Source organism: Allobosea sp. 05T439, assembly GCF_056396005.1.
This window is the reverse complement of record NZ_JBFTKP010000035.1, coordinates 33,760-53,166: the sequence shown is the minus strand read 5'-3', so window position 1 is coordinate 53,166 and position 19,407 is coordinate 33,760. Positions and strand designations below refer to the sequence as shown.

The 19,407-nt window shown below is 65.1% G+C and carries 20 protein-coding genes; 18 read left to right on the top strand and 2 right to left on the bottom strand.

Features of this window, described 5'->3' with window-relative positions; all coding sequences use genetic code 11:
• Positions 1–12 precede the first annotated feature (12 nt).
• The 7 genes from secY to AC1DIO_RS27780 all read left to right on the top strand — a co-directional run bounded on the left by secY (position 13) and on the right by AC1DIO_RS27780 (position 6,294).
• Positions 13–1,350 (top strand): preprotein translocase subunit SecY, encoded by a 1,338-nt coding sequence (gene secY / locus AC1DIO_RS27810; protein ID WP_069880173.1) that lies wholly within the window; start codon positions 13–15, stop codon positions 1,348–1,350.
• A complete protein-coding gene (locus tag AC1DIO_RS27805; protein WP_441508489.1) occupies positions 1,350–1,931 on the top strand; it encodes an adenylate kinase in 582 nt (193 codons plus the stop codon). The genes secY and AC1DIO_RS27805 overlap by 1 nt, the downstream gene beginning before the upstream one ends.
• A gap of 484 nt (positions 1,932–2,415) precedes the next feature.
• A complete protein-coding gene (rpsM, locus tag AC1DIO_RS27800; RefSeq protein WP_476854400.1) occupies positions 2,416–2,784 on the top strand; it encodes a 30S ribosomal protein S13 in 369 nt (122 codons plus the stop codon).
• A gap of 116 nt (positions 2,785–2,900) precedes the next feature.
• Entirely contained in the window at positions 2,901–3,290 is a 390-nt protein-coding gene (gene rpsK, locus AC1DIO_RS27795) for a 30S ribosomal protein S11 (protein WP_043237079.1), read from the top strand.
• Between the two features lie 90 nt (positions 3,291–3,380).
• Positions 3,381–4,397, top strand: a complete 1,017-nt coding sequence (locus AC1DIO_RS27790) for a DNA-directed RNA polymerase subunit alpha (RefSeq protein ID WP_043237077.1) — start codon at positions 3,381–3,383, stop codon at positions 4,395–4,397.
• Between the two features lie 112 nt (positions 4,398–4,509).
• The gene (rplQ, locus tag AC1DIO_RS27785; RefSeq protein ID WP_113517762.1) at positions 4,510–4,926 is read left to right on the top strand and encodes a 50S ribosomal protein L17; all 417 of its coding nucleotides are present in this window, start codon (positions 4,510–4,512) and stop codon (positions 4,924–4,926) included.
• A 396-nt stretch (positions 4,927–5,322) separates the two neighbouring features.
• Positions 5,323–6,294: a tripartite tricarboxylate transporter substrate-binding protein gene (locus tag AC1DIO_RS27780; RefSeq protein ID WP_441493283.1), complete on the top strand. Its 972-nt coding sequence runs from the start codon at positions 5,323–5,325 to the stop codon at positions 6,292–6,294.
• 9 nt (positions 6,295–6,303) lie between these two features.
• Here the strand turns inward: AC1DIO_RS27780 and AC1DIO_RS27775 are convergent, their stop codons facing one another.
• The gene (locus tag AC1DIO_RS27775) at positions 6,304–6,723 is read right to left on the bottom strand and encodes a BLUF domain-containing protein (protein WP_441493282.1); all 420 of its coding nucleotides are present in this window, start codon (positions 6,721–6,723) and stop codon (positions 6,304–6,306) included.
• Between the two features lie 212 nt (positions 6,724–6,935).
• Here AC1DIO_RS27775 and AC1DIO_RS27770 point away from each other — a divergent pair, with 212 nt between their 5' ends.
• Complete coding sequence (locus AC1DIO_RS27770; RefSeq protein ID WP_441508490.1) at positions 6,936–8,312, top strand: DegQ family serine endoprotease; 1,377 nt, start codon at positions 6,936–6,938, stop codon at positions 8,310–8,312.
• Complete coding sequence (locus tag AC1DIO_RS27765; RefSeq protein WP_476854399.1) at positions 8,309–9,616, top strand: replication-associated recombination protein A; 1,308 nt, start codon at positions 8,309–8,311, stop codon at positions 9,614–9,616. Before AC1DIO_RS27770 ends, AC1DIO_RS27765 begins: the two co-directional genes overlap by 4 nt.
• Positions 9,617–9,715: 99 nt before the next feature.
• Here the strand turns inward: AC1DIO_RS27765 and AC1DIO_RS27760 are convergent, their stop codons facing one another.
• Complete coding sequence (locus AC1DIO_RS27760) at positions 9,716–11,029, bottom strand: hypothetical protein (protein ID WP_476854398.1); 1,314 nt, start codon at positions 11,027–11,029, stop codon at positions 9,716–9,718.
• A gap of 159 nt (positions 11,030–11,188) precedes the next feature.
• Here AC1DIO_RS27760 and crcB point away from each other — a divergent pair, with 159 nt between their 5' ends.
• From crcB to AC1DIO_RS27715, 9 genes are all read left to right on the top strand, one after another.
• The gene (gene crcB, locus AC1DIO_RS27755) at positions 11,189–11,572 is read left to right on the top strand and encodes a fluoride efflux transporter CrcB (RefSeq protein ID WP_441508487.1); all 384 of its coding nucleotides are present in this window, start codon (positions 11,189–11,191) and stop codon (positions 11,570–11,572) included.
• Positions 11,569–12,837 carry an RluA family pseudouridine synthase gene (locus AC1DIO_RS27750; RefSeq protein ID WP_476854397.1) on the top strand — a complete coding sequence of 423 codons (1,269 nt, stop codon included), beginning with the start codon at positions 11,569–11,571 and terminating at the stop codon, positions 12,835–12,837. The genes crcB and AC1DIO_RS27750 overlap by 4 nt, the downstream gene beginning before the upstream one ends.
• Positions 12,838–12,928: 91 nt before the next feature.
• Positions 12,929–13,417 carry a hypothetical protein gene (locus AC1DIO_RS27745; protein WP_476854396.1) on the top strand — a complete coding sequence of 163 codons (489 nt, stop codon included), beginning with the start codon at positions 12,929–12,931 and terminating at the stop codon, positions 13,415–13,417.
• 55 nt (positions 13,418–13,472) lie between these two features.
• Positions 13,473–14,153, top strand: coding sequence for an HAD-IA family hydrolase (locus tag AC1DIO_RS27740; protein WP_441508485.1), 681 nt, complete (start codon positions 13,473–13,475; stop codon positions 14,151–14,153).
• Positions 14,154–14,587: 434 nt separating this feature from the next.
• The gene (locus tag AC1DIO_RS27735) at positions 14,588–15,025 is read left to right on the top strand and encodes a hypothetical protein (RefSeq protein ID WP_441493274.1); all 438 of its coding nucleotides are present in this window, start codon (positions 14,588–14,590) and stop codon (positions 15,023–15,025) included.
• Positions 15,026–15,145: 120 nt separating this feature from the next.
• Positions 15,146–17,146 (top strand): acetyl-CoA carboxylase biotin carboxylase subunit, encoded by a 2,001-nt coding sequence (locus tag AC1DIO_RS27730; RefSeq protein WP_476854395.1) that lies wholly within the window; start codon positions 15,146–15,148, stop codon positions 17,144–17,146.
• Between the two features lie 96 nt (positions 17,147–17,242).
• Positions 17,243–17,863: a glutathione S-transferase family protein gene (locus AC1DIO_RS27725; protein ID WP_441508483.1), complete on the top strand. Its 621-nt coding sequence runs from the start codon at positions 17,243–17,245 to the stop codon at positions 17,861–17,863.
• A gap of 48 nt (positions 17,864–17,911) precedes the next feature.
• Complete coding sequence (locus tag AC1DIO_RS27720; RefSeq protein WP_441508482.1) at positions 17,912–18,430, top strand: lysozyme inhibitor LprI family protein; 519 nt, start codon at positions 17,912–17,914, stop codon at positions 18,428–18,430.
• A gap of 171 nt (positions 18,431–18,601) precedes the next feature.
• Positions 18,602–19,390, top strand: a complete 789-nt coding sequence (locus AC1DIO_RS27715; protein ID WP_441508481.1) for a YdcF family protein — start codon at positions 18,602–18,604, stop codon at positions 19,388–19,390.
• The last annotated feature ends 17 nt before the right edge of the window (positions 19,391–19,407 follow it).

The following is a 19,407-nucleotide window of genomic DNA, read 5'->3' as shown; positions in this document are numbered from 1 at the left end:
AGGACCGGACGCATGGCATCGGCGGCTGAACAGCTTGCGGCAAACCTGAATTTCGGCGCGCTCGCGAAGGCGGACGAGCTCAAGAAGCGGATCTGGTTCACGCTGGGGGCGCTCATCGTCTACCGGCTCGGTACCTATATCCCGCTGCCGGGCATGAACCCCGACGCCGTTGCCGACCTGTTCAAACAGTCGCAGACCGGCGTGCTCGGCCTGTTCAACATGTTTTCGGGCGGTGCCGTCGGGCGACTGGCGATCTTTGCGCTCGCGATCATGCCCTATATATCGGCCTCGATCATCATCCAGCTCCTGTCGAGCGTGGTGCCGACCTTCGAGGCGCTGAAGAAGGAAGGCGAGCAGGGCCGCAAGGTCCTCAACCAGTACACCCGCTACCTGACCCTCGTGCTGGCCGTGTTCCAGGCCTACGGCATCGGTGTCGGCCTGCAGGGGTCCGGCAATCTGGTGCTCGAACCCGGCCCGTTCTTCCTGCTCTCGACGACGATCACGCTGGTCGGCGGTACGATGTTCCTGCTCTGGCTCGGTGAACAGATCACCAGCCGCGGCATCGGCAACGGCACCTCGATGATCATCTTCTCGGGCATCATCGCGGAATTCCCGTCGCAGCTCGCCCAGACCCTCGAGCTTGGCCGTCAGGGCGCGATTTCGACCGGCCTGCTGCTGCTGATCCTGGTCATGGCCATCTGCGTCATCGCCTTCTGCGTGTTCATGGAGCGGGCCCAGCGCCGCCTGCTGATCAACTATCCCAAGCGCCAGGTCGGCAACCGCATGTACGAGGGCCAGACCTCGTTCCTGCCGCTGAAGCTCAACACGTCGGGCGTCATCCCGCCGATCTTCGCCTCCTCGCTGCTGCTGCTGCCGACGACGATCGCCAGCTTCTCGCAGGCCTCGGGCGGCACCGGCATGCTGTCGACGGTGGCGACCTATCTGGCGCATGGCCGGCCGCTGTTCATGATCCTCTACGCCGCGCTGATCATCTTCTTCTGCTTCTTCTACACCGCCATCGTGTTCAATCCGGTCGAGACGGCGGACAATCTGAAGAAGCATGGCGGCTTCATGCCGGGCATCCGCCCGGGCGAGCGCACCGCCGAGCATATCGACCGCGTGCTGACCCGGATCACCGTTCTCGGCGCAGGCTATCTGACTATTGTCTGCCTTATCCCMGAGTTCATGATCACGTATGCCCAGATTCCGATCATCCTCCTGGGCGGCACCTCGCTGCTCATCGTGGTGACGACAACCATGGATACCGTGGCGCAGGTTCACGGGCATCTGCTGGCCCACCAGTATGAGGGGCTGGTCAAGAAGGCGAAGTTGCGAGGGGCGAGGCGCTGATGCGATTGATCTTCCTGGGGCCGCCGGGGGCGGGCAAGGGTACTCAGGCAACCCGTATCGTCGAGAAGCATGGCATTCCGCAGCTCTCGACCGGCGACATGCTCCGGGCCGCGGTTGCGGCCGGGACGCCGGTGGGGCTCAAGGCCAAGGCGGTGATGGATGCCGGCGGACTGGTCTCGGACGATATCGTCATCGGGATCGTTGCCGATCGCATCGAAGAGCCGGACGCGAAGCGGGGCTTCATCCTCGACGGCTTTCCGCGCACGCTGGCCCAGGCCGAGGCGCTCGACGCCATGCTGGCGCAGAAGGGGCTGAAGCTCGACGCGGTCCTGGAGCTCACGGTCGATCAGGACAAGCTCGTCGACCGGATCATCCGTCGTGCCGAAGAGGCGAAGGCGGCCGGGCAACCGGTGCGCAAGGATGACGATCCGGTGGTCTTCAAGACCCGGCTCGAAGCCTATAACCGCGATACCGCTGTGGTTTCGCCCTATTATGCGAAGCGTGGCCAGCTCACTGCGATCGACGGCATGAAGCCGATCGACGAGGTGACGGGTGCGATCTGCAAGGCACTCGGCGCTTAGCAATGCGCGGGCACGGGTTCGGCATCGGGCTCGTACTTCTGACCTTGCTGTCGTCAGCGATATCAGCCCCGGCGGAGACGGTTCTCGTCGCGCCGGGGATTTCTGTTTCGAAGAGGGCGTATGCCGCCCCGCTCAACGAAGCCCGGAACGCGCTTGCGGCAGGTGCCGAATCGATTTCGGTCGGGCGGGGCGCAGTCCGCTTGAGCTGGGCTGAGCCGTAACGCCGCCTGCCGGCCGAGTAAGAGCAGCTTCGAGGAAGCTGGCATGATTCCTGAGTTCGGCGGGTTGACTCAAGAGCTTCGACCGACTAACGACCCTCATCCGGTTGCATGTGGCGATGCCGTTACCTTCGCGAGGAGGGGCGACGTCGCGTTCTCGCATGGAGCCGATTCAACGCTCGCAGGGGCCGGCCTCCACCGGACGCGGGTAGGTTTTCACTGCCGGGCAGCCATCGGGCGCCTCGGCCGACAATGGAGAAGAGACCATGGCTCGTATCGCGGGCGTTAACATTCCGACCGGCAAGCGCGTCGTCATCGGTTTGCAGTATATCCACGGCATCGGTGCCCAGAAGGCCAAGGAAATCTGCCAGAAGGTCGGCATCGCCGACGAGCGTCGCGTCAACCAGCTGACCGACGCGGAGGTGCTTCAGATCCGTGAGACGATCGACCGCGACTACCTTGTCGAGGGCGACCTGCGTCGTGAAGTCTCGATGAACATCAAGCGCCTGATGGATCTCGGCTGCTATCGCGGTCTGCGTCATCGTCGCTCGCTGCCGGTCCGTGGCCAGCGCACGCATACCAATGCGCGCACCCGCAAGGGCAAGGCCAAGCCGATCGCCGGCAAKAAGAAGTGAGTTTCGGCGGGCCGGTCATCCGGCCCGCTGTCTATGCGTCGCCTGACCCGTTCAAGGGCAGGCGACATCCCCAGCGCCTGGCATGACGGGCGCGCTCGAAGGATGAAAGAAAGACCATGGCCAAGGAAGCCCAGCGCGTTCGTCGTCGTGAACGCAAGAACATCGTTTCTGGCGTCGCGCATGTGAACGCCTCGTTCAACAACACCATGATCACCATCACCGACGCCCAGGGCAACACGATCTCGTGGTCGTCCGCCGGCACCATGGGCTTCAAGGGTTCGCGCAAGTCGACCCCCTATGCCGCCCAGGTCGCGGCCGAGGATGCGGCCCGCAAGGCTGCCGAGCACGGCATGCGCACCCTCGAAGTCGAGGTGACGGGCCCGGGTTCGGGGCGTGAATCGGCTCTGCGCGCCCTCCAGGCCGCCGGCTTCACCGTGACCTCGATCCGCGACGTGACGCCGATCCCGCACAATGGCTGCCGGCCGCGCAAGCGCCGTCGCGTCTGACGCCCGGATTGGATTGCGGCGCTCGCACTGGCGGGCGCCGGTACGGGGCGGCCCGTCGCCGCCGAGAGATGAAGCACCAGGAGTGCGGTCGTGATCAGCAAGAACTGGCAGGATTTGTCCAAGCCGAACAAGCTCGAAATCAAGGTCGGAGACGACCCCAAGCGCCATGCTACCGTGATCGCTCGTCCGCTCGAGCGCGGCTTCGGCATGACGCTCGGCAACGCGCTGCGGCGCGTGCTGCTCTCCTCGCTTCAGGGCGCTGCGGTCACCGCCGTCCAGATCGACGGCGTGCTGCATGAGTTCTCGTCGATTCCCGGCGTTCGCGAGGACGTCACCGACATCGTCCTCAACATCAAGGCGATCGCCGTCAAGATGCAGGGCGAGGGCCCCAAGCGTATGACCCTGCGCAAGTCGGGCCCGGGCACCGTCACCGCCGGTGACATCAACACCGTCGGCGATGTGTCGATCCTCAACCCCGAGCTCGTGCTCTGCACGCTGGACGAGGGTGCCGAGATCCGCATGGAGTTCACGGTCAATACCGGCAAGGGCTATGTCCCGTCCGAGCAGAACCGTCCCGAGGATGCACCGATCGGCCTGATCCCGGTCGACAGCCTCTATTCGCCGGTCAAGAAGGTCTCCTATCGCGTCGAGAACACCCGTGAGGGCCAGAATCTCGACCGCGACATGCTGACCCTGCAGATCGAGACCAACGGCTCGGTCACTCCCGAGGACGCGCTGGCGCTCGCCGCCCGCATCCTGCAGGACCAGCTTGCCGTCTTCATCACCTTCGAGGAGCCGCGCAAGGAAGAGGCCGTCTCGACCGCGCCGCAGCTGCCCTTCAACCCGGCGCTGCTCAAGAAGGTCGACGAGCTCGAGCTTTCGGTGCGTTCGGCGAACTGCCTGAAGAACGACAACATCGTCTATATCGGCGACCTGATCCAGAAGTCGGAGGGCGAGATGCTTCGTACCCCGAACTTCGGCCGCAAGTCGCTGAACGAGATCAAGGAAGTGCTCGCGACCATGGGCCTCCATCTCGGCATGGACGTGACCGGCTGGCCGCCGGAGAACATCGAAGAGCTGGCGAAGCGCTTCGAAGAGCATTACTGATCCCGCCGGCGCGGAGCTTGCCTCCGCGCCTGTTTCCCGCACGGTGCGTGAGCGCCGGAGCATAATGAACGGCCGTACCGTGGCACGGCGGCCGTAATCACAGGAGAGCCAAATGCGTCACGGTTTCCGCGGTCGTCGTTTCAACCGCTCGGTTGAGCATCGCAAGGCGATGTTCGCCAACATGTCCCAGGCCCTGATCAAGCATGAGCAGATCACCACCACGCTGCCGAAGGCCAAGGACCTGCGTCCGGTCGTCGAGAAGCTGGTGACCCTCGCCAAGCGCGGCGACCTGCACGCCCGCCGTCAGGCGATCGCCCAGATCAAGGATGTCGCACTCGTCGGCAAGCTCTTCGCGGTCCTCGGCCCGCGCTACAAGGAGCGCAATGGCGGCTATCTGCGCATCATGAAGGCCGGCTTCCGCTTCGGCGACAACGCCCCGCTCGCCGTGATCGAGTTCGTCGATCGCGATGTCGATGCCAAGGGCAAGGATTCCGGCCCGGTCTTCACGGCTGACGACGAAGCCGCCTGAGCAAGGCTGCTTCCCCGGAGATTTGAAAGGCGGCCGCAAGGCCGCCTTTTCTTTTGCGAAGGGGCCGGGGAGGCGCGCGACCCGGATGTCGGCCTCTGCGATGACGTATGGACACAGTCCGACGGGGCTCTCGACCGCCATTGGTGGTGGAAATGAAGGCTCGCGCGGGGCGCGGATGACATCGACCGGCCCGGAGCGGACGGCCATCAAGCGCGGGAGGCCCAGAGCTTCGTTCGCGGTGACAGGCGGGGCATCGCGTTTCGCGTCAGTAGGCGCTGGATCGGCAACTGATGCCGAAGATTATTGCTCGAAACGCCGCTTGTGCGCCACAAAGCGCAATGGTCAAGCTTCCCAGCGAAAACCGCCCGCAAGAGGCGGCCCCGGAGGGAGAGACTGATGATTTCAAGACTATTGACCACGCGGCGGCTGGCGCTGACGGCGATGTTGGCGCTGGCGGCTCCCGCCCTGGCGCAGGACGGCTATCCCAACAAGCCGATCACCATGATCGTGCCATTCGCAGCCGGGGGCTCCTCCGACGTGATCGCACGGCTGGTCGGCGACGAGATGGGGCGGGTGCTCGGCCAGCGCATCGTCATGGAGAACATGGCAGGGGCGGGGGGCGCGACGGCGCTGACGCGCGCCGCCAAGGCCGATCCCGATGGCTACACTATCGTCATCGGCAATAGCGGAACCAATGCTGCGTCCTATTCGATCTATCCGGATCTGAAATACACCCAGGCCGATTTCGCGCCGATCGGCCTCGTCGCCAAGACATCGCCGATGATCGCGCTCAAGCTCGATTTTCCGGCCAAGAACCTGATGGAGTTCGTCGACTATGCCAAGAAGAACCCCGGCAAGGTCAGTCTCGGGCATGCTGGTGTCGGCTCGTCGAATTATCTGATCTGCCGGAACTTCATCAAGGCGGCTGGTGTCGAGGTTGCGCTCGTCAGTTATCGGGGCGCAGGACCGGCTTTGAACGACCTGATGGGCGGGCAGATCGACGGCGTCTGCGATGCTGCAACCTCGCTCTCGGGCGCGGTGCAGGGAGCCAAGGTCAAGGCGCTCGTGGTCGCGACACCGAGCCGGCTCGACAGCCTTCCGGATGTGCCAACCTCCAGGGAGGCCGGGCTGCCGGCTTTCGAGGCCCAGGGCTGGAATGCGCTCTTCGGCCCAAAAAGCCTGCCTGAACCGATCGTCACCAAGCTGAATCAGGCTTTGCGGACCGCGCTTGCGAGCCCGAACCTGCAAGCTCGATTCAAGGAGCTTTCGTCCGTGCTGCCAGCCGAGAACGAACTCACGCCTGCCCATGTCGGCGCGATGGTTCCTGGCGAGATCGAAAAGTACAAGATCCTGCTTCAGGACAAGTGAGGCTTGGCCCTATGCTCGCTGGCGGGCAAGCTCGCCAGCGAGATCCAGCAGCACGTCGGCAGGCTGGACCTGGAGATCGGCCTCTGGCGTGACACCGTAGAGACCGAAGATGAAGTGCGTGGTCTCGTCATGTTCGGCGAGGCCCATCGACCAGTTCTGGAAGCTCCGGGCCGCAATCTGCTCTTCGGCCAGCAGGCGGATCCCGGTATGGCGTGGATCGACCACGATCCGGCCATATGTCTCCGCGACATTATGCGCCTCGCCTTCGAGCACCTGCGCGAAGGCCCCGGGCGTCACCAGGAGAAATCCCGTCACCTCGTTCTGTACGTTCAGCCGCTGGGCGCTGGCGATCATCCTGCCAACCTCCTCACTGCGATTGGCCTCGACGAGGCGACTCCGGCTGGCATAAACAAGACGTATCAGACTCAAGGGACCAGCTCCTTCGCGGATCTTTGCTCGACTGACCCGTTCGATGATCCGGATGGCGCCAGTGGCGTCGCGGGCGAAGAGATTTCCCGGGAATGGTTCGTATTGGAAGACTTGGAACGCCGCGAGCGGTGTTTTGTTTCAGCGTGGAGACAGGAATGAAGCGCGGGATCATGCCGGTCCGTTTCGGAAGAACTGCCTTGCCGACCGCCTTGATGCTCATTGCGAGTCTTGCGCCGCTGCCATTGCTTGCGCAGGCGCGGCAGGTTCCGGAAACCCGTCAGCAGGTTCAGCTTTCCTTTGCGCCGATCGTGCAGAAGACGGCCGGGTCGGTCGTGAATGTCTATGGCGCCCGTGTCGAGCGTCGGGCTCAGAACCCTTTCATGGACGATCCGTTCTTTCGCCGCTTCTTTGGCGATGACGGGTTCGGTGTCCCGCGCGAACGCGTGCAACGATCGCTTGGCTCAGGCGTGATCGTCGATGCGAGCGGGCTCGTGGTGACCAATAACCACGTCATCGAGGGCATGAGCGAGGTCAAGGTCGCCTTTGCGGACAAGCGCGAGGTGGAAGCCACGATTGTCCTGCGCGATCCACGCACCGATCTTGCCGTGCTGAAGCTGAACGGCGCCAAGGATCTGAGCGCGATCGACCTTGCCGATTCCGACCAGCTCCAAGTCGGCGATATCGTGCTGGCGATCGGCAATCCCTTCGGCGTCGGGCAGACCGTGACGCAGGGCATCGTTTCGGCGCTGGCTCGTACGCAGGTCGGTGTCGCCGATGCGCAGTCGTTCATCCAGACCGATGCGGCGATCAATCCCGGCAACTCCGGCGGCGCGCTGGTCGACATGGAAGGCCGACTGATCGGCATCAACACCGCGATCTTCTCGCGCTCTGGCGGCAGCCACGGCATCGGTTTTGCGATTCCCTCGTCGATGGTTCGCGTCGTCGTCGAAAGCGCGAAGTCGGGTGCTGCTTCGGTGCGCCGGCCGTGGTTCGGCGCCAGGCTGCAGGCACTGACGGCCGATGTCGCCGACGGGCTTGGGCTCGACCGCCCGGCCGGCTCGGTCGTTGCCAGCGTGGTCGAGAAGGGGCCGGCCGCCGAGGGCGGGCTCAAGCGTTCGGACGTCATCCTCGCGCTTGACGGAGTCGCCGTCGATGATCCCGAGGCCTTCGGCTATCGTTTCGCGACCCGCCCGATCGGGGGTACGACCTCTCTGACCGTCCTGCGCGGCGGCAAGCGCCTGGTGGTTCCGGTGAAGCTCGTTCCCGCGCCCGAGACGCGGCCGCGCGAAACCGTGACGCTTTCGGGCCGCACGCCGCTTTCGGGGCTGACGGTGCTCAACCTGTCGCCGGCGGTTGCCGAGGAGCTTTCGATCGATGCCGGAACCGAAGGCGTCGTGGTCAGTGCCATCGAGGAAGGCAGCCTTGCGGCTCGCGTCGGTTTCCAGAAGGGCGACATCATCCTGGCCCTGAACGGAGAGCGCATGGAGCGCTCGCGCGATGTCGAGGCGGCCCTGCGTCAGCGCAAGCGCGCCTGGGAGGTGACGATCTCGCGTGCCGGACAGACCGTGACATCGGTCTTCCCGGGGTGAGCGACCTCTTTTCCGCTTCCGGCCTCGACAAGGCGGGGCCGCGCCCGCTTGCCGACCGTTTGCGGCCGACGACGCTGGCCGAGGTCACCGGGCAGGGGCACCTGACGGGGCCGGATGGCGCGCTCACGCGACTGCTGGCCTCGGGCTCGATTGGCAGCCTGATCTTCTGGGGGCCGCCGGGCACCGGGAAGACGACGGTCGCGCGCCTGCTCGCCGGTGCGGTCGATCTCGGGTTCGAGCAGATCAGCGCGATCTTCTCCGGGATCGCGGACCTCAAGAAGGTGTTCGAGGCAGCGCGCGGGCGACGGCTGGGAGGCAAGGGCACGCTGCTCTTCGTCGACGAGATCCATCGCTTCAACCGCACTCAGCTCGATGCGTTCCTGCCAGTCATGGAGGACGGCACGATCACGCTGGTCGGTGCCACAACCGAGAATCCGTCCTTCGCGCTCAACGCCGCACTTCTGTCGCGGGCGCGGGTGCTCACCTTCCAATCCCTCGACGAGAACGCGCTGCTCTTTCTGCTCGGCCGGGCCGAGGTGCTGGAGAACAAGGAATTGCCGTTGACGCCGGAGGCGCGGCTGGCGGTTGCCCGCTTTGCCGATGGCGACGGGAGGGCGGCACTGACGCTGGCCGAGGAAATCTGGCGTGCCGCCAAGCCGGACGAGATCTTCGACGAGGCCGGTCTCGCCGAGGTGATCCAGCGTCGCGCACCGATCTACGACAAGGCGCAGGACGGCCACTACAACCTGATCTCGGCACTGCATAAGACGATCCGCGGCTCTGATCCGGATGCGGCTCTCTATTACTTCGCCCGCATGCTCGATGCCGGTGAGGATCCGCGTTTCCTGGCGCGGCGGCTGGTGCGCATGGCGGTCGAAGATATCGGGCTCGCCGACCCGCAGGCGCTCGTCCATGCCCGCGCCGCGGCCGAGACCTATGAACAACTGGGCTCCCCCGAGGGCGAGCTCGCGCTCGCCAACACKGTGATCTATCTGGCGACGGCGCCGAAATCGAATGCGGCCTATATCGCCTACAAGGCGGCGCGGCGCGCGGCCAAGGAGGGCGGCTCGCTGATGCCACCCAAKACCATTCTGAACGCGCCGACGAAGCTGATGAAGGAAGAGGGCTACGGCGCTGACTACGCCTATGACCACGACGCACCCGATGCTTTCTCCGGCCAGAACTACTGGCCGGATGCGCTCGGCCGGCAGCTGTTCTACGATCCACCCGAGCGTGGCTTCGAGCGCGAGATCCGAAAGCGGCTGGAATACTGGGAAAAGCTCAGGGCGGAGCGCAGCAGGTAGAAGATCGGATCATCGGACAGGTATCGGGTGCGATCATCCGACCTTCTGCGTCCGCATCGGTCTTTCCGAGAACCGCGCTCCATTTTGCGGGCCGATGCATCAGAACGCGCGCTCTATGAAGACTTGAGTCGAGATCAGACGCCCCGCCAGCCCTGCGGCGACCTGCCGGCCAGTCAGGGATATCCGGGCTTGCGCGACCGACGCTTCGATCCCGGCCTTGAGACCCTCGACCGGTGTCCAGACCAGATTGGCGGCGGCGCGGTCGATGCTGATCTTGCCTTTGGCCTGGTCGATCAGCGGAACCGATAGCTGGTAGCGGCTGACGTAAAAATTGGTCGCGATCTCGTCGGTCCATTCCCGCCGCATCACAAGGGCGGTCGAGAAGCCGCGGGTCGGGTCGCTGCCGAGGAGCACCGTCCGAACGACGGCGGCGTCGAGTTGCGAGCCGATATAGGGCGCCGCGTCGACCGCGCCTGCGACCTGGGCCGTGATGCTACCGGGGCGCCCCAGCATCTCGGCCTCATAGGTAACGCCCAGAATTCCGGCGCGTCCCAAGCGGGAGTTTCGGCCGGAGATGTCGCGAAGTGCCAAAGCGCCATGCAACGTCCATGGCCCGGACTGGTAGACGAGCCGTGCCACGCCATCCGGCATGCGGCCGGCCGCAACCGGCAGGGTCGAGGTCGTGCCCAACGCGGGATCTTCCATGGCAAGTGTCGCGATCCAGGTCTCCGTCAAGGGCAATTCCAGGGCCAACAGTCCGACGGTCCGACTTGGCACCCGCGTGCTGAAGATGAACTCGTCGCCCGTCCAGAAGCTGAAGCGCGAGGTGTCCAGGCCGAAAATCCAGGGCCCGACCAACACCGTCGCCTCGTCGAAAGTGAGTCCTGCGACATCGTCGGTCGGGCTCTGCATGGTGAAGGAGAAGGCGCTGCCGACGCGCAKCCCGGAGGCGAGATCATGCGACGTCGCGATGCGAATACTCGCGCTTGTCGGAAAGGATGTCAGGCTCGACTGCGGCAAGGAAACGGAGCGCGATGCCCGGACACTGTCATTCTGCAGGCCAGCGCTGACGGTGCCCGACACCGAGAGGCAGGTGGCGGAGCCGGGCAGGATCAGGCCAGGGATGCTGTCCTCGTCATCGTCCTCTTCCTCGTCATCGCTGCTTTCGTCCTCCATTTGCCGGCGGGGATCGGCCTTGCCGCCGAAGAGGGGCTCAAGCTCGGTCGGCGTGATCGTGCAACTGCGCGCAAGGCTCGGGGGGCGGGCGGGTTTCAGGCCCTTGGGCGGCGGGAGTGCGACTGCTTCCCCGGTCAGTGCTGCGAAGGCCGGCAAGGCAAGCAAGGCCGAGGCTGCGATCGCCCAGGTGCGATGCAGGCAGGGCTTCTCCTCAGCGCGGCCTGTCACGGCGGTCATCGGTGGCGGGCGGCTCCAAGGCATTGTCGTCAGTGGTCATCTGTCGTTACGGGATCCGGGTGTGTCAATTGCGCCGTGAGAGGGCGCACTCCCGTGATTGTCGGGGCCTGAGACCGGATTTCGTTTGTGCAGGTCGGGTGTGCTGGCTATTGCAGGACGATGACATCCACGTTTCTCGTCTTCCTGGGCGCCGGCATCGGCGGCGCGCTGCGACACGGCGTCAACTACACCTCACTGAAATGGCTGGGGACGGGTTTTCCCTATGGCACAATGGCCATCAATATTCTCGGTTCGGGGATCATGGGGCTGATCGTCGGCTGGCTCGCCTTCAGGGCGGGCGAGGGCTGGTCGCAACAGGCGCGCCTCTTCCTGACCACGGGCGTCCTGGGTGGATTCACGACTTTCTCGGCCTTCTCGCTTGAGGCCGTTCTGCTCTGGGAGCGCGGCCAACTGGGCTTCGCCACCATTTATGTTCTGGGCTCCGTCGCGCTGTCTCTGGCAGCGCTGGTCGGTGGGCTCGCACTCGTCCGGGGGCTATCATGAGGCAAGGTGGCAAGGGCTCCGGCAGCAAGGGCTCCGGCGGCAAGGGGCAAACGGGTCGCGGCGGCAGGCCTCCCGCGGCCGGTGCCGGGAAGAAGCGGCCAAGCCATGACGCGCGCCGGCCGGCGCGCGCTTCGGGCCAGGCCAGGCCGGGCGAGGGCGAGGACGTCGCGCGCCGCGCACCGGTTGGCAGGTCGCCAGTGCAACGGGCACAGCGCCCAGCCGGACCGACGCGGGCCGAGGTCAAGGCCGTGACCGCAGAGGTGCTTGTCACCGGCGTTCAGCAACTCGTCGTGACGCCGGACGAGAACGAGATGCGGATCGATCGCTTCCTTGAGACACGCTTTCCGCAGCTGTCCTTCAGCCATATCCAGCGGATCGTCCGGAAGGGCGAGCTGCGCGTCAACGGCAAGCGCGCCGACAGCAAGGACCGGCTCGAGGCCGGCCAGACTGTGCGCATTCCGCCGCTGAAGCTCGAGCAGCAGGCGGAGCGTCCGCGGTCGGCCAGGGCCGATTCCGACACGGTCGAGTTCCTGCGCTCGATCACGCTCTACGAGGATGACGATGTCATGGTCCTCAACAAGCCTGCCGGCCTGGCCGTGCAGGGCGGCTCGGGCACCACGCGCCATGTCGACGGCATGCTCGATGCCCTGACCGGCAAGGACGGCCAGAAGCCGCGCCTCGTGCACCGGCTCGACAAGGATACGTCCGGCTGCCTCGTCATCGCCAAATCGCGCTTTGCGGCGGCGACGCTGGCAAAGACCTTTCGTTCGCGCTCGGCCCGCAAGGTCTACTGGGCGCTGGTTGCCGGCGTCCCGCGCGTCCGGCAGGGCCGGATCTCGACCTATCTCGCCCGCGAGGAAGCCTATGATGGCGATCAGCGGATGGCGGTCGCCAAACATGGCGACGACGGTGCGATGCATGCCGTGACCTATTACGCCGTGGTCGAGACCGCGGCGCAGAAGCTCGGCTGGCTCTCGCTGAAACCGGTGACCGGCCGCACCCATCAGTTGCGTGCACATGCGGCCCATATCGGCCACCCGATCGTCGGTGATCCCAAATACTTCAACATTCAGAACTGGGAGCTGCCGGGCGGCATCCAGAACAAGCTGCATCTGCTGGCTCGCCGCATCGTGCTGCCGCATCCGCGCGGCAAGGGCACGATCGATGTCAGCGCGCCGCTGCCGCCACATATGCGCCAGTCCTGGAATCTGCTCGGTTTCGAGGACGAGCGCTATGACCCGATCGTGGACGCGCCCGACGAGTAGGAGTTGGCGTTACCTTGTGTAAGAGAACACTTGCGGAACAAAAACAGATATGTTCTAATTTTGTTCTCATCACTCTTACGCAGGTGCTCCCATGACGCGTTTCGCCTTCGTTCTTGCCGGCCTGACCCTTTCGCTTGCCACATCTGCCGCTGCGCAGTCACCAACCGCCCCGCAAGCTGCTGCTGCAGCGGCGGATGAGCCTGTGCCGCGCGTCGAGCGCGCCAAGGCGCGGCAGGATTGTGTCGCCGAACATATTGCGCTGAGTGGCGACGATTTGCGCCAGGCCATGCGCGATTGCATGCAGGCAAAGTTTCCGGGCGTCCAACTCTATGCCCGCGATGGGCTGACGCGCKACGGCAAGCCCACGGCCGTGACGGCGCGTACCGCCTGCAAGACGGAGGCCGATGAGGGTGGCCTGACCGGCGCTGCGCGGCGCGACGCGCTGGCCGCCTGTTTCAAGGCGAAGCGGCCCGATCTGGCGGCTCGTGCCGAATGTCGCAAGGAGAGCCGCGCGAAAGGGCTCGATGGCGAGGACCTGCGCAAGGCGGTCGCGGACTGCGCCCGCGAGAGCCGTTCATGACGGAGCCGCGCCGGGTGCAGTGGATCGCAGTCGCGATCCACGGTAAAGCGCCTGCATGGACCTCGTCATATTCGATCTCGACGGCACGCTGATCGATTCAGCCGCCATCATCCTCGGCGCCCAGGTCGAGACCTTCAAGCGTTGCGGCCTGGTCTATCCAGGCCGCGAGGCGGGGCTCGGCATCGTCGGGCTGACGCTCGATATTGCGCTGATGCAGCTTGCGGGGCTGGAACGCCCCGACGACCAGCTGACGGAAACCTATAGGGAGGTCTTCGGCGCCATGCGGCGGCAGGCCGAGACCGATCCAAGCCTCGCCGAGCCGCTCTTCCCGGGCGTTGCCGCTATGCTGGACGCGCTGGTTGCGCGGCCCGATACGGTGCTCGGCATCGCGACCGGCAAGTCCCGTCGGGGCGCGGACTACATCGTCGAGCGCTATGGCTGGCGTCAGCACATGGCGACGATCCAGACGGCCGATGATGCACCGTCCAAGCCCCATCCCGACATGATCCTGCAGGCGATGAGGGAAACCGGCGCGCGACCGGAACGTACCCTGATGGTCGGCGACAGTTCCTTCGATATCCAGATGGCGGTTGCCGCTAGGGTCACGCCGGTAGCCGTCTCCTGGGGCTTCCAGCCGGTGGCATCCCTGCAGGCGCTCGGCGCGCGCCATGTCCTCACCGATTGTGCCGAGTTGACGGGCATCATTGACGGGCTCGCGGTGGCTGAGCCGACCTGAGGGCGGCGGCGAGGGCACTGCGACGTTCCGCTCCGATCGGGTTCCACAGTCTCTTCGCGCCGTCGGATCGGCGCGAAGACTGATCCATGTCCCCGCTTCGCTCCTTCGCGCCGACGTCCCGGTCGAACTGGAAATCGCCGCAAACTGTGCAGCCGAAACGCCCTGTCCGTAAGAGAGGCGCGCGGAGGTTCCGTCATCGCGGCGAGCAGGACGGCGTGCCGTCGAGCGGAAACCGATTCGGTGCCGGATTTCGACCGCGACCCGATGCATGGCGGCACTTCAGTAACATCCTCGCAACCACGTCCGATCAGGACCGTTTAACCTGAACAGAAGTTCAGATTTGGCCGTTAACCACCTGCTGGCGGGTGCCGCGTCATGGTGTTCCCACAACAGGAACGCACCGGCGCAAAATAAAGCTGGGCAGGAGTCGAACGATGATTGGTCATGAGCTCCGTGAATTCGTCGATCGCGTGATGGAAAAGCACGCGATCGACGATCAAGACACCAAGATGCTTCAGCGCGAAATCTTGGTCGATAGCGTGATGACGCGCGATGTCATCGATGTTCTGATTGCGCTGGATCGCGCGGTCGTCGCGACCAGCGCCTCCTTCGCCAATTACCTGGTCACTCTGGTCGTCGACTTCGCTGTCTGGGAAAGCCGCCCGACAGGCGTGATCGATCGCGAGAAGGCACATTGGCTGGTGACGACGCTCTCTGCTGGCGACGGCCCGACCGAGACGGCGCGACGCATCGCCTTCGAGATCGTGCGCGAGGCGGATCGCTGCGACGAGATGCTGATCGCCTTCGCCATGCGCAAGAGCACGTTCATGGTGCCGGGCCAGCGCCTCGAACGCGTTCTTCGGACGAACTGATCAGGCGGTCGCGCACAGCCCGCCGCCCATTCCCGAACTTTCGCATCAGTGGACGCGGGCTGCGGCCTCCAATAAACCCCGACTGTCACAGTGTTTTCAGACAGCCGGGAGACGCCACCCATGTTCACGAAGATTCTGATCGCGAACCGTGGCGAGATCGCCTGCCGTGTCATCAAGACGGCGCGGCGGATGGGCATCAAGACGGTTGCCGTCTATTCGGATGCCGACCGCGACGCGCTCCACGTCGAGATGGCGGATGAGGCGGTCCATGTCGGCGCGGCGCCCGCGGCCGAATCCTATCTGCTGATCGACAGGATCATCGCCGCCTGCAAGGCGACGGGGGCAGAGGCTGTCCATCCCGGCTATGGTTTCCTGTCCGAGCGCGAGGCCTTCGCCCAGGCGCTCAGGGATGCAGGTATCGTCTTCATCGGCCCCAATCCCGGCGCGATTGCCGCGATGGGTGACAAGATCGAGTCGAAGAAGGCGGCCGCCGCGGCAAAGGTCTCGACCGTGCCCGGCCATCTCGGCGTCATCGAAGATCCCACCGAAGCCGTGAAGATCGCCGACGAGATCGGCTATCCCGTGATGATCAAGGCCTCTGCCGGCGGCGGCGGCAAGGGCATGCGCATTGCCCATTCGGCCGGGGAAGTCGCCGAGGGCTTTGCCCGGGCGAAATCGGAAGCGGCGTCCTCATTTGGCGACGACCGCGTCTTCATCGAGAAGTTCATCGTCGACCCGCGTCATATCGAGATCCAGGTGCTTGGCGACAAGCACGGCAACGTCATCTATCTCGGCGAGCGCGAGTGCTCGATTCAGCGCCGCAACCAGAAAGTCGTCGAGGAGGCGCCGTCGCCGCTGCTCGACGAGGCGACCCGGCGCAAGATGGGCGAGCAGGCGGTGGCCCTCGCCAAGGCGGTGAATTATGATTCGGCCGGAACGGTCGAGTTCGTCGCAGGGCAGGACCGCTCCTTCTTCTTCCTAGAGATGAACACCCGGCTCCAGGTCGAGCATCCCGTCACCGAGATGATCACCGGCATCGACCTCGTCGAGGAAATGATCCGTGTCGCCTATGGCGAAAAGCTCCGGCTGACGCAGGCCGATGTCAAGCTGAACGGCTGGGCTGTCGAATCCCGCGTCTATGCGGAGGACCCGACCCGCAATTTCCTGCCTTCGACGGGGCGGCTGGTGACCTATCGCCCACCGGCCGAAGGTCCGGATGGCGAGGCGACCGTCCGCAATGACACCGGTGTCTTCGAAGGCGGCGAGATCTCGATCTATTACGACCCGATGATCGCAAAACTCGTGACCCACGCGCCGACGCGCGAGGCGGCGATCAAAGCGCAGGCCCGTGCTCTCGACGGTTTTGCCATCGAGGGCATCCGCCATAACATCCCGTTCGTCTCGGCGCTGATGCAGCATCCGCGCTGGATCGCCGGACACTTGTCGACGGGCTTCATCGCCGAGGAGTTTCCGGAAGGCTTCTCCCTGCCGCAGCCGAAGGGAGAGATAGCGCTGCGCATGGCCGCTATCGCGATCGCCTGCGACCACCGTCTCAACCAGCGCAAGCGACATGTCTCGGCCCAGATGGAGGGATGGCGCAAGGTCGAGTTCGAACGCACCCGCATCGTGACGCTCGGCGGTGAGCGCTTCGAGGGCATCGTGGCGGAGCAGGGCKAGACGATCCTCGTCAGCTTCGGCGACCGTTCATTGGCGGTCGCCTCCGAATGGCGGCCGGGTGAACCGGTCTGGCGCGGCACGCTCGATGGTGTCTCGATTGCGGCGCAGGTGAGGGCGATCCTCAACGGCGTATCGCTTGGCCATGCCGGAGCCTATGCCAGCGCCCATGTCTATACGCCGCGCGAGGCCGAGCTTGCCGCCCTGATGCCGGAGAAGGTTGCGGCCGATACCGGAAAATTCCTGCTCTGCCCGATGCCGGGGCTGGTCAAGGCCGTGTCCGTGAAGGTCGGCCAGGAAGTCAAGGCCGGCGAGGCGCTCTGCATGGTCGAAGCGATGAAGATGGAGAACGTGCTGCGTGCCGAGAAGGACGTCACCATCGCGAAGATCCTCGCCAAGGAGGGCGATTCGCTCGCGGTCGATGCCGTGATCATGGAGTTCGCCTGAGCTTGAGGCGGCAGACCGCCTGCAGATAGAACGATTTGCTTTCCGTGGCGTCAGGCAGGAAAGTCTGTCCGGCCAAAGGGTGGCGGGGAGCTCTTCATGCTGACGATCTGGGGACGGATCAGTTCCATCAATGTGCAGAAGGCCGTCTGGGCGGCCGGTGAGGTTGGCCAGAGTTTTGAACGGGTCGATCTTGGCGGCGCGTTCGGCGGCAACCGCGAGCCGGCCTATCTGGCCAAGAACCCCAACGGCATGATCCCCGTTCTGGAGGATGGCGATGTCTGCATCTGGGAGTCCAGCAGCATCGTGCGCTACCTCGCGGCCCGCTATGGGGCGGGCTGGATCTGGGAGGAGGATCCCTCGCGCCGCGCCGAGGCCGATCGCTGGATGGACTGGATGATTGCCGAATTGCAGCCGGCGATGGCTCCGGCCTTCATCGGTCTGATCCGGACACCGGCGGAGAAGCGTGACATGGCTGTCATCGAGGCCTCCATCGCCAAGACGGAGGCGAAGCTGGACATCCTCGAGGCGCATCTGGCTTCACGTGATTACCTCGCCGGCGCGCGCTTCGGCATGGCCGATATCGCCGTTGCGCCGGGCGCGCATCGCTGGCTCAACATGCCGGTGCCGCGTGCGTCCCGGCCGAATGTCCAGCGCTGGTACGAGACAGTGGTGGCCCGGCCTGCTGCGAAGCCAGCGCTGCCCCTGCCGATCACGTGAGCGTGTCGCCGCCTTGCCCTCCCCGCAGAGCTTGACATGATGGTGACCATGACCCGCTTGGGAATTCTTGCATTCGGCATGGCGGCAATGGCTGCAGGAGGCGCTTGGGCGCAGTCGCCTCCCTCGAATCCGGTGCTATCGGCCGACCGCACGCAGATGGTGTCCTGCCTGAGCCAGAGCGGTGGGGCTGCCAGTTCGTGCATCGGGTCGGTGGCGGTGACCTGCGTACGAGAGGCTTCAGGCGATCGGCGTGCGGCCGAAGCCGATTGTGCGAGGCGAGAAGAGGCGGTCTGGCGCGAGCGCCTGACCTTCGCGAGTCTGGCGGTCATGCGCAATGCCGAAAGCGGCGCGCGGGGCCAGTTCGCTGCGCTTCAGGTCGCCTGGGAAGGCTATGCTGCGCAGAAATGCGCATTCTATGGGAGCATGCAGCCGTCTGTCCGCGTGGCCGGGATGCAGGCGGGCTGCATGTTGCGCGAGGTGGCCAGCCGTTCGCTCGAGCTCGAGCGAATGGTCGGCCAGCGCAATCCGGTGCGCCGCCCCTCCAATCCACCCAGCATTACCCGTTGAGCGTCGTTGCGTCGTTAATGCAGCGTCGTCTCGTCATCGGCTAGATCATCGGACCGGATATCGCATCCGGTGCAATGATCTAGCCTTCTGTGTTTGCATCGGCTGTCCCGAAGACCGCAATCCGGTTTTCGGGCCGATGCTTAGACAGCCGGTGCGTTCCGGAGTCCGCCGATGTTTTTCGTCCTGTCCAAGATCATCTGGTTCCTGTTCTCGCCGGTGAATTTGCTGATCCTGCTGGCGGCCTTGGCGGCGCTGCTGGCCTTCACCCGCTTCGCGCGCCCGGCGCGCTGGCTCGGCGGATTTGCCATGCTCGGCATCCTGGTGCTGTCCTTCAGCCCGCTGCCGCGGATCATCGTGCGGCCGCTGGAAAACCGCTTTCCGCAGCAGGAGGCCGCCAGGGGGCCGGTTACCGGCGTCATCGTGCTGGGCGGTGCAATCGGCGTCGCGCGCGGCGACATCGTGCTGAACCACGCCGGTGCCCGCATGACCAAGGCGGTCGAGCTCGCCCGGCTGCATCCGCAGGCGAAAATCGCCTTCACCGGCGGCGGCGCCAATCTGCTCTCGCCCGTGGTCAGGACCGAGGCCGATGGCGCCAGGCTGCTTTTCGAGGCGCTGGGCCTGCCGCCCGAGCGGGTGGTGCTTGAGGACAAGTCGCGCAATACCCGCGAGAACGCGATCTTTACCCGCGACCTCGTGATGCCGAAGCCGGGCGAGCGCTGGTTGCTCCTGACCTCGGCCTGGCACATGCCGCGCGCGATGGGCGTCTTCCGAAAGGCCGGATTCGCGGTCGAGGCATTCCCGGTCGACTATCTCTCGAGCAATGAGCCGGCCGATTTCTTCAGGCCCTACCGCGAGGCGTCGCGCGGCCTCGACATCGCAGAGCTCGCCTTCAAGGAATGGGCTGGTCTCGTTGCCTATTACGCCGCCGGCTACACGGATGCGCTGTTCCCCGCTCCCTGACGTTGCGGGGAGCAGGG

What these genes read in the sequence shown, in the direction of transcription:
- AC1DIO_RS27780 (WP_441493283.1), top strand. Translation starts at nt 5,323, where the DNA reads ATGATTTCAAGACTATTGACCACGCGGCGGCTGGCGCTGACGGCGATG.
- crcB (WP_441508487.1), top strand. Translation starts at nt 11,189, where the DNA reads ATGACATCCACGTTTCTCGTCTTCCTGGGCGCCGGCATCGGCGGCGCG.
- rplQ (WP_113517762.1), top strand. Translation starts at nt 4,510, where the DNA reads ATGCGTCACGGTTTCCGCGGTCGTCGTTTCAACCGCTCGGTTGAGCAT.
- AC1DIO_RS27805 (WP_441508489.1), top strand. Translation starts at nt 1,350, where the DNA reads ATGCGATTGATCTTCCTGGGGCCGCCGGGGGCGGGCAAGGGTACTCAG.
- AC1DIO_RS27715 (WP_441508481.1), top strand. Translation starts at nt 18,602, where the DNA reads ATGTTTTTCGTCCTGTCCAAGATCATCTGGTTCCTGTTCTCGCCGGTG.
- AC1DIO_RS27735 (WP_441493274.1), top strand. Translation starts at nt 14,588, where the DNA reads ATGATTGGTCATGAGCTCCGTGAATTCGTCGATCGCGTGATGGAAAAG.
- AC1DIO_RS27720 (WP_441508482.1), top strand. Translation starts at nt 17,912, where the DNA reads ATGACCCGCTTGGGAATTCTTGCATTCGGCATGGCGGCAATGGCTGCA.
- AC1DIO_RS27770 (WP_441508490.1), top strand. Translation starts at nt 6,936, where the DNA reads ATGCTCATTGCGAGTCTTGCGCCGCTGCCATTGCTTGCGCAGGCGCGG.
- AC1DIO_RS27740 (WP_441508485.1), top strand. Translation starts at nt 13,473, where the DNA reads ATGGACCTCGTCATATTCGATCTCGACGGCACGCTGATCGATTCAGCC.
- rpsK (WP_043237079.1), top strand. Translation starts at nt 2,901, where the DNA reads ATGGCCAAGGAAGCCCAGCGCGTTCGTCGTCGTGAACGCAAGAACATC.
- AC1DIO_RS27750 (WP_476854397.1), top strand. Translation starts at nt 11,569, where the DNA reads ATGAGGCAAGGTGGCAAGGGCTCCGGCAGCAAGGGCTCCGGCGGCAAG.
- AC1DIO_RS27725 (WP_441508483.1), top strand. Translation starts at nt 17,243, where the DNA reads ATGCTGACGATCTGGGGACGGATCAGTTCCATCAATGTGCAGAAGGCC.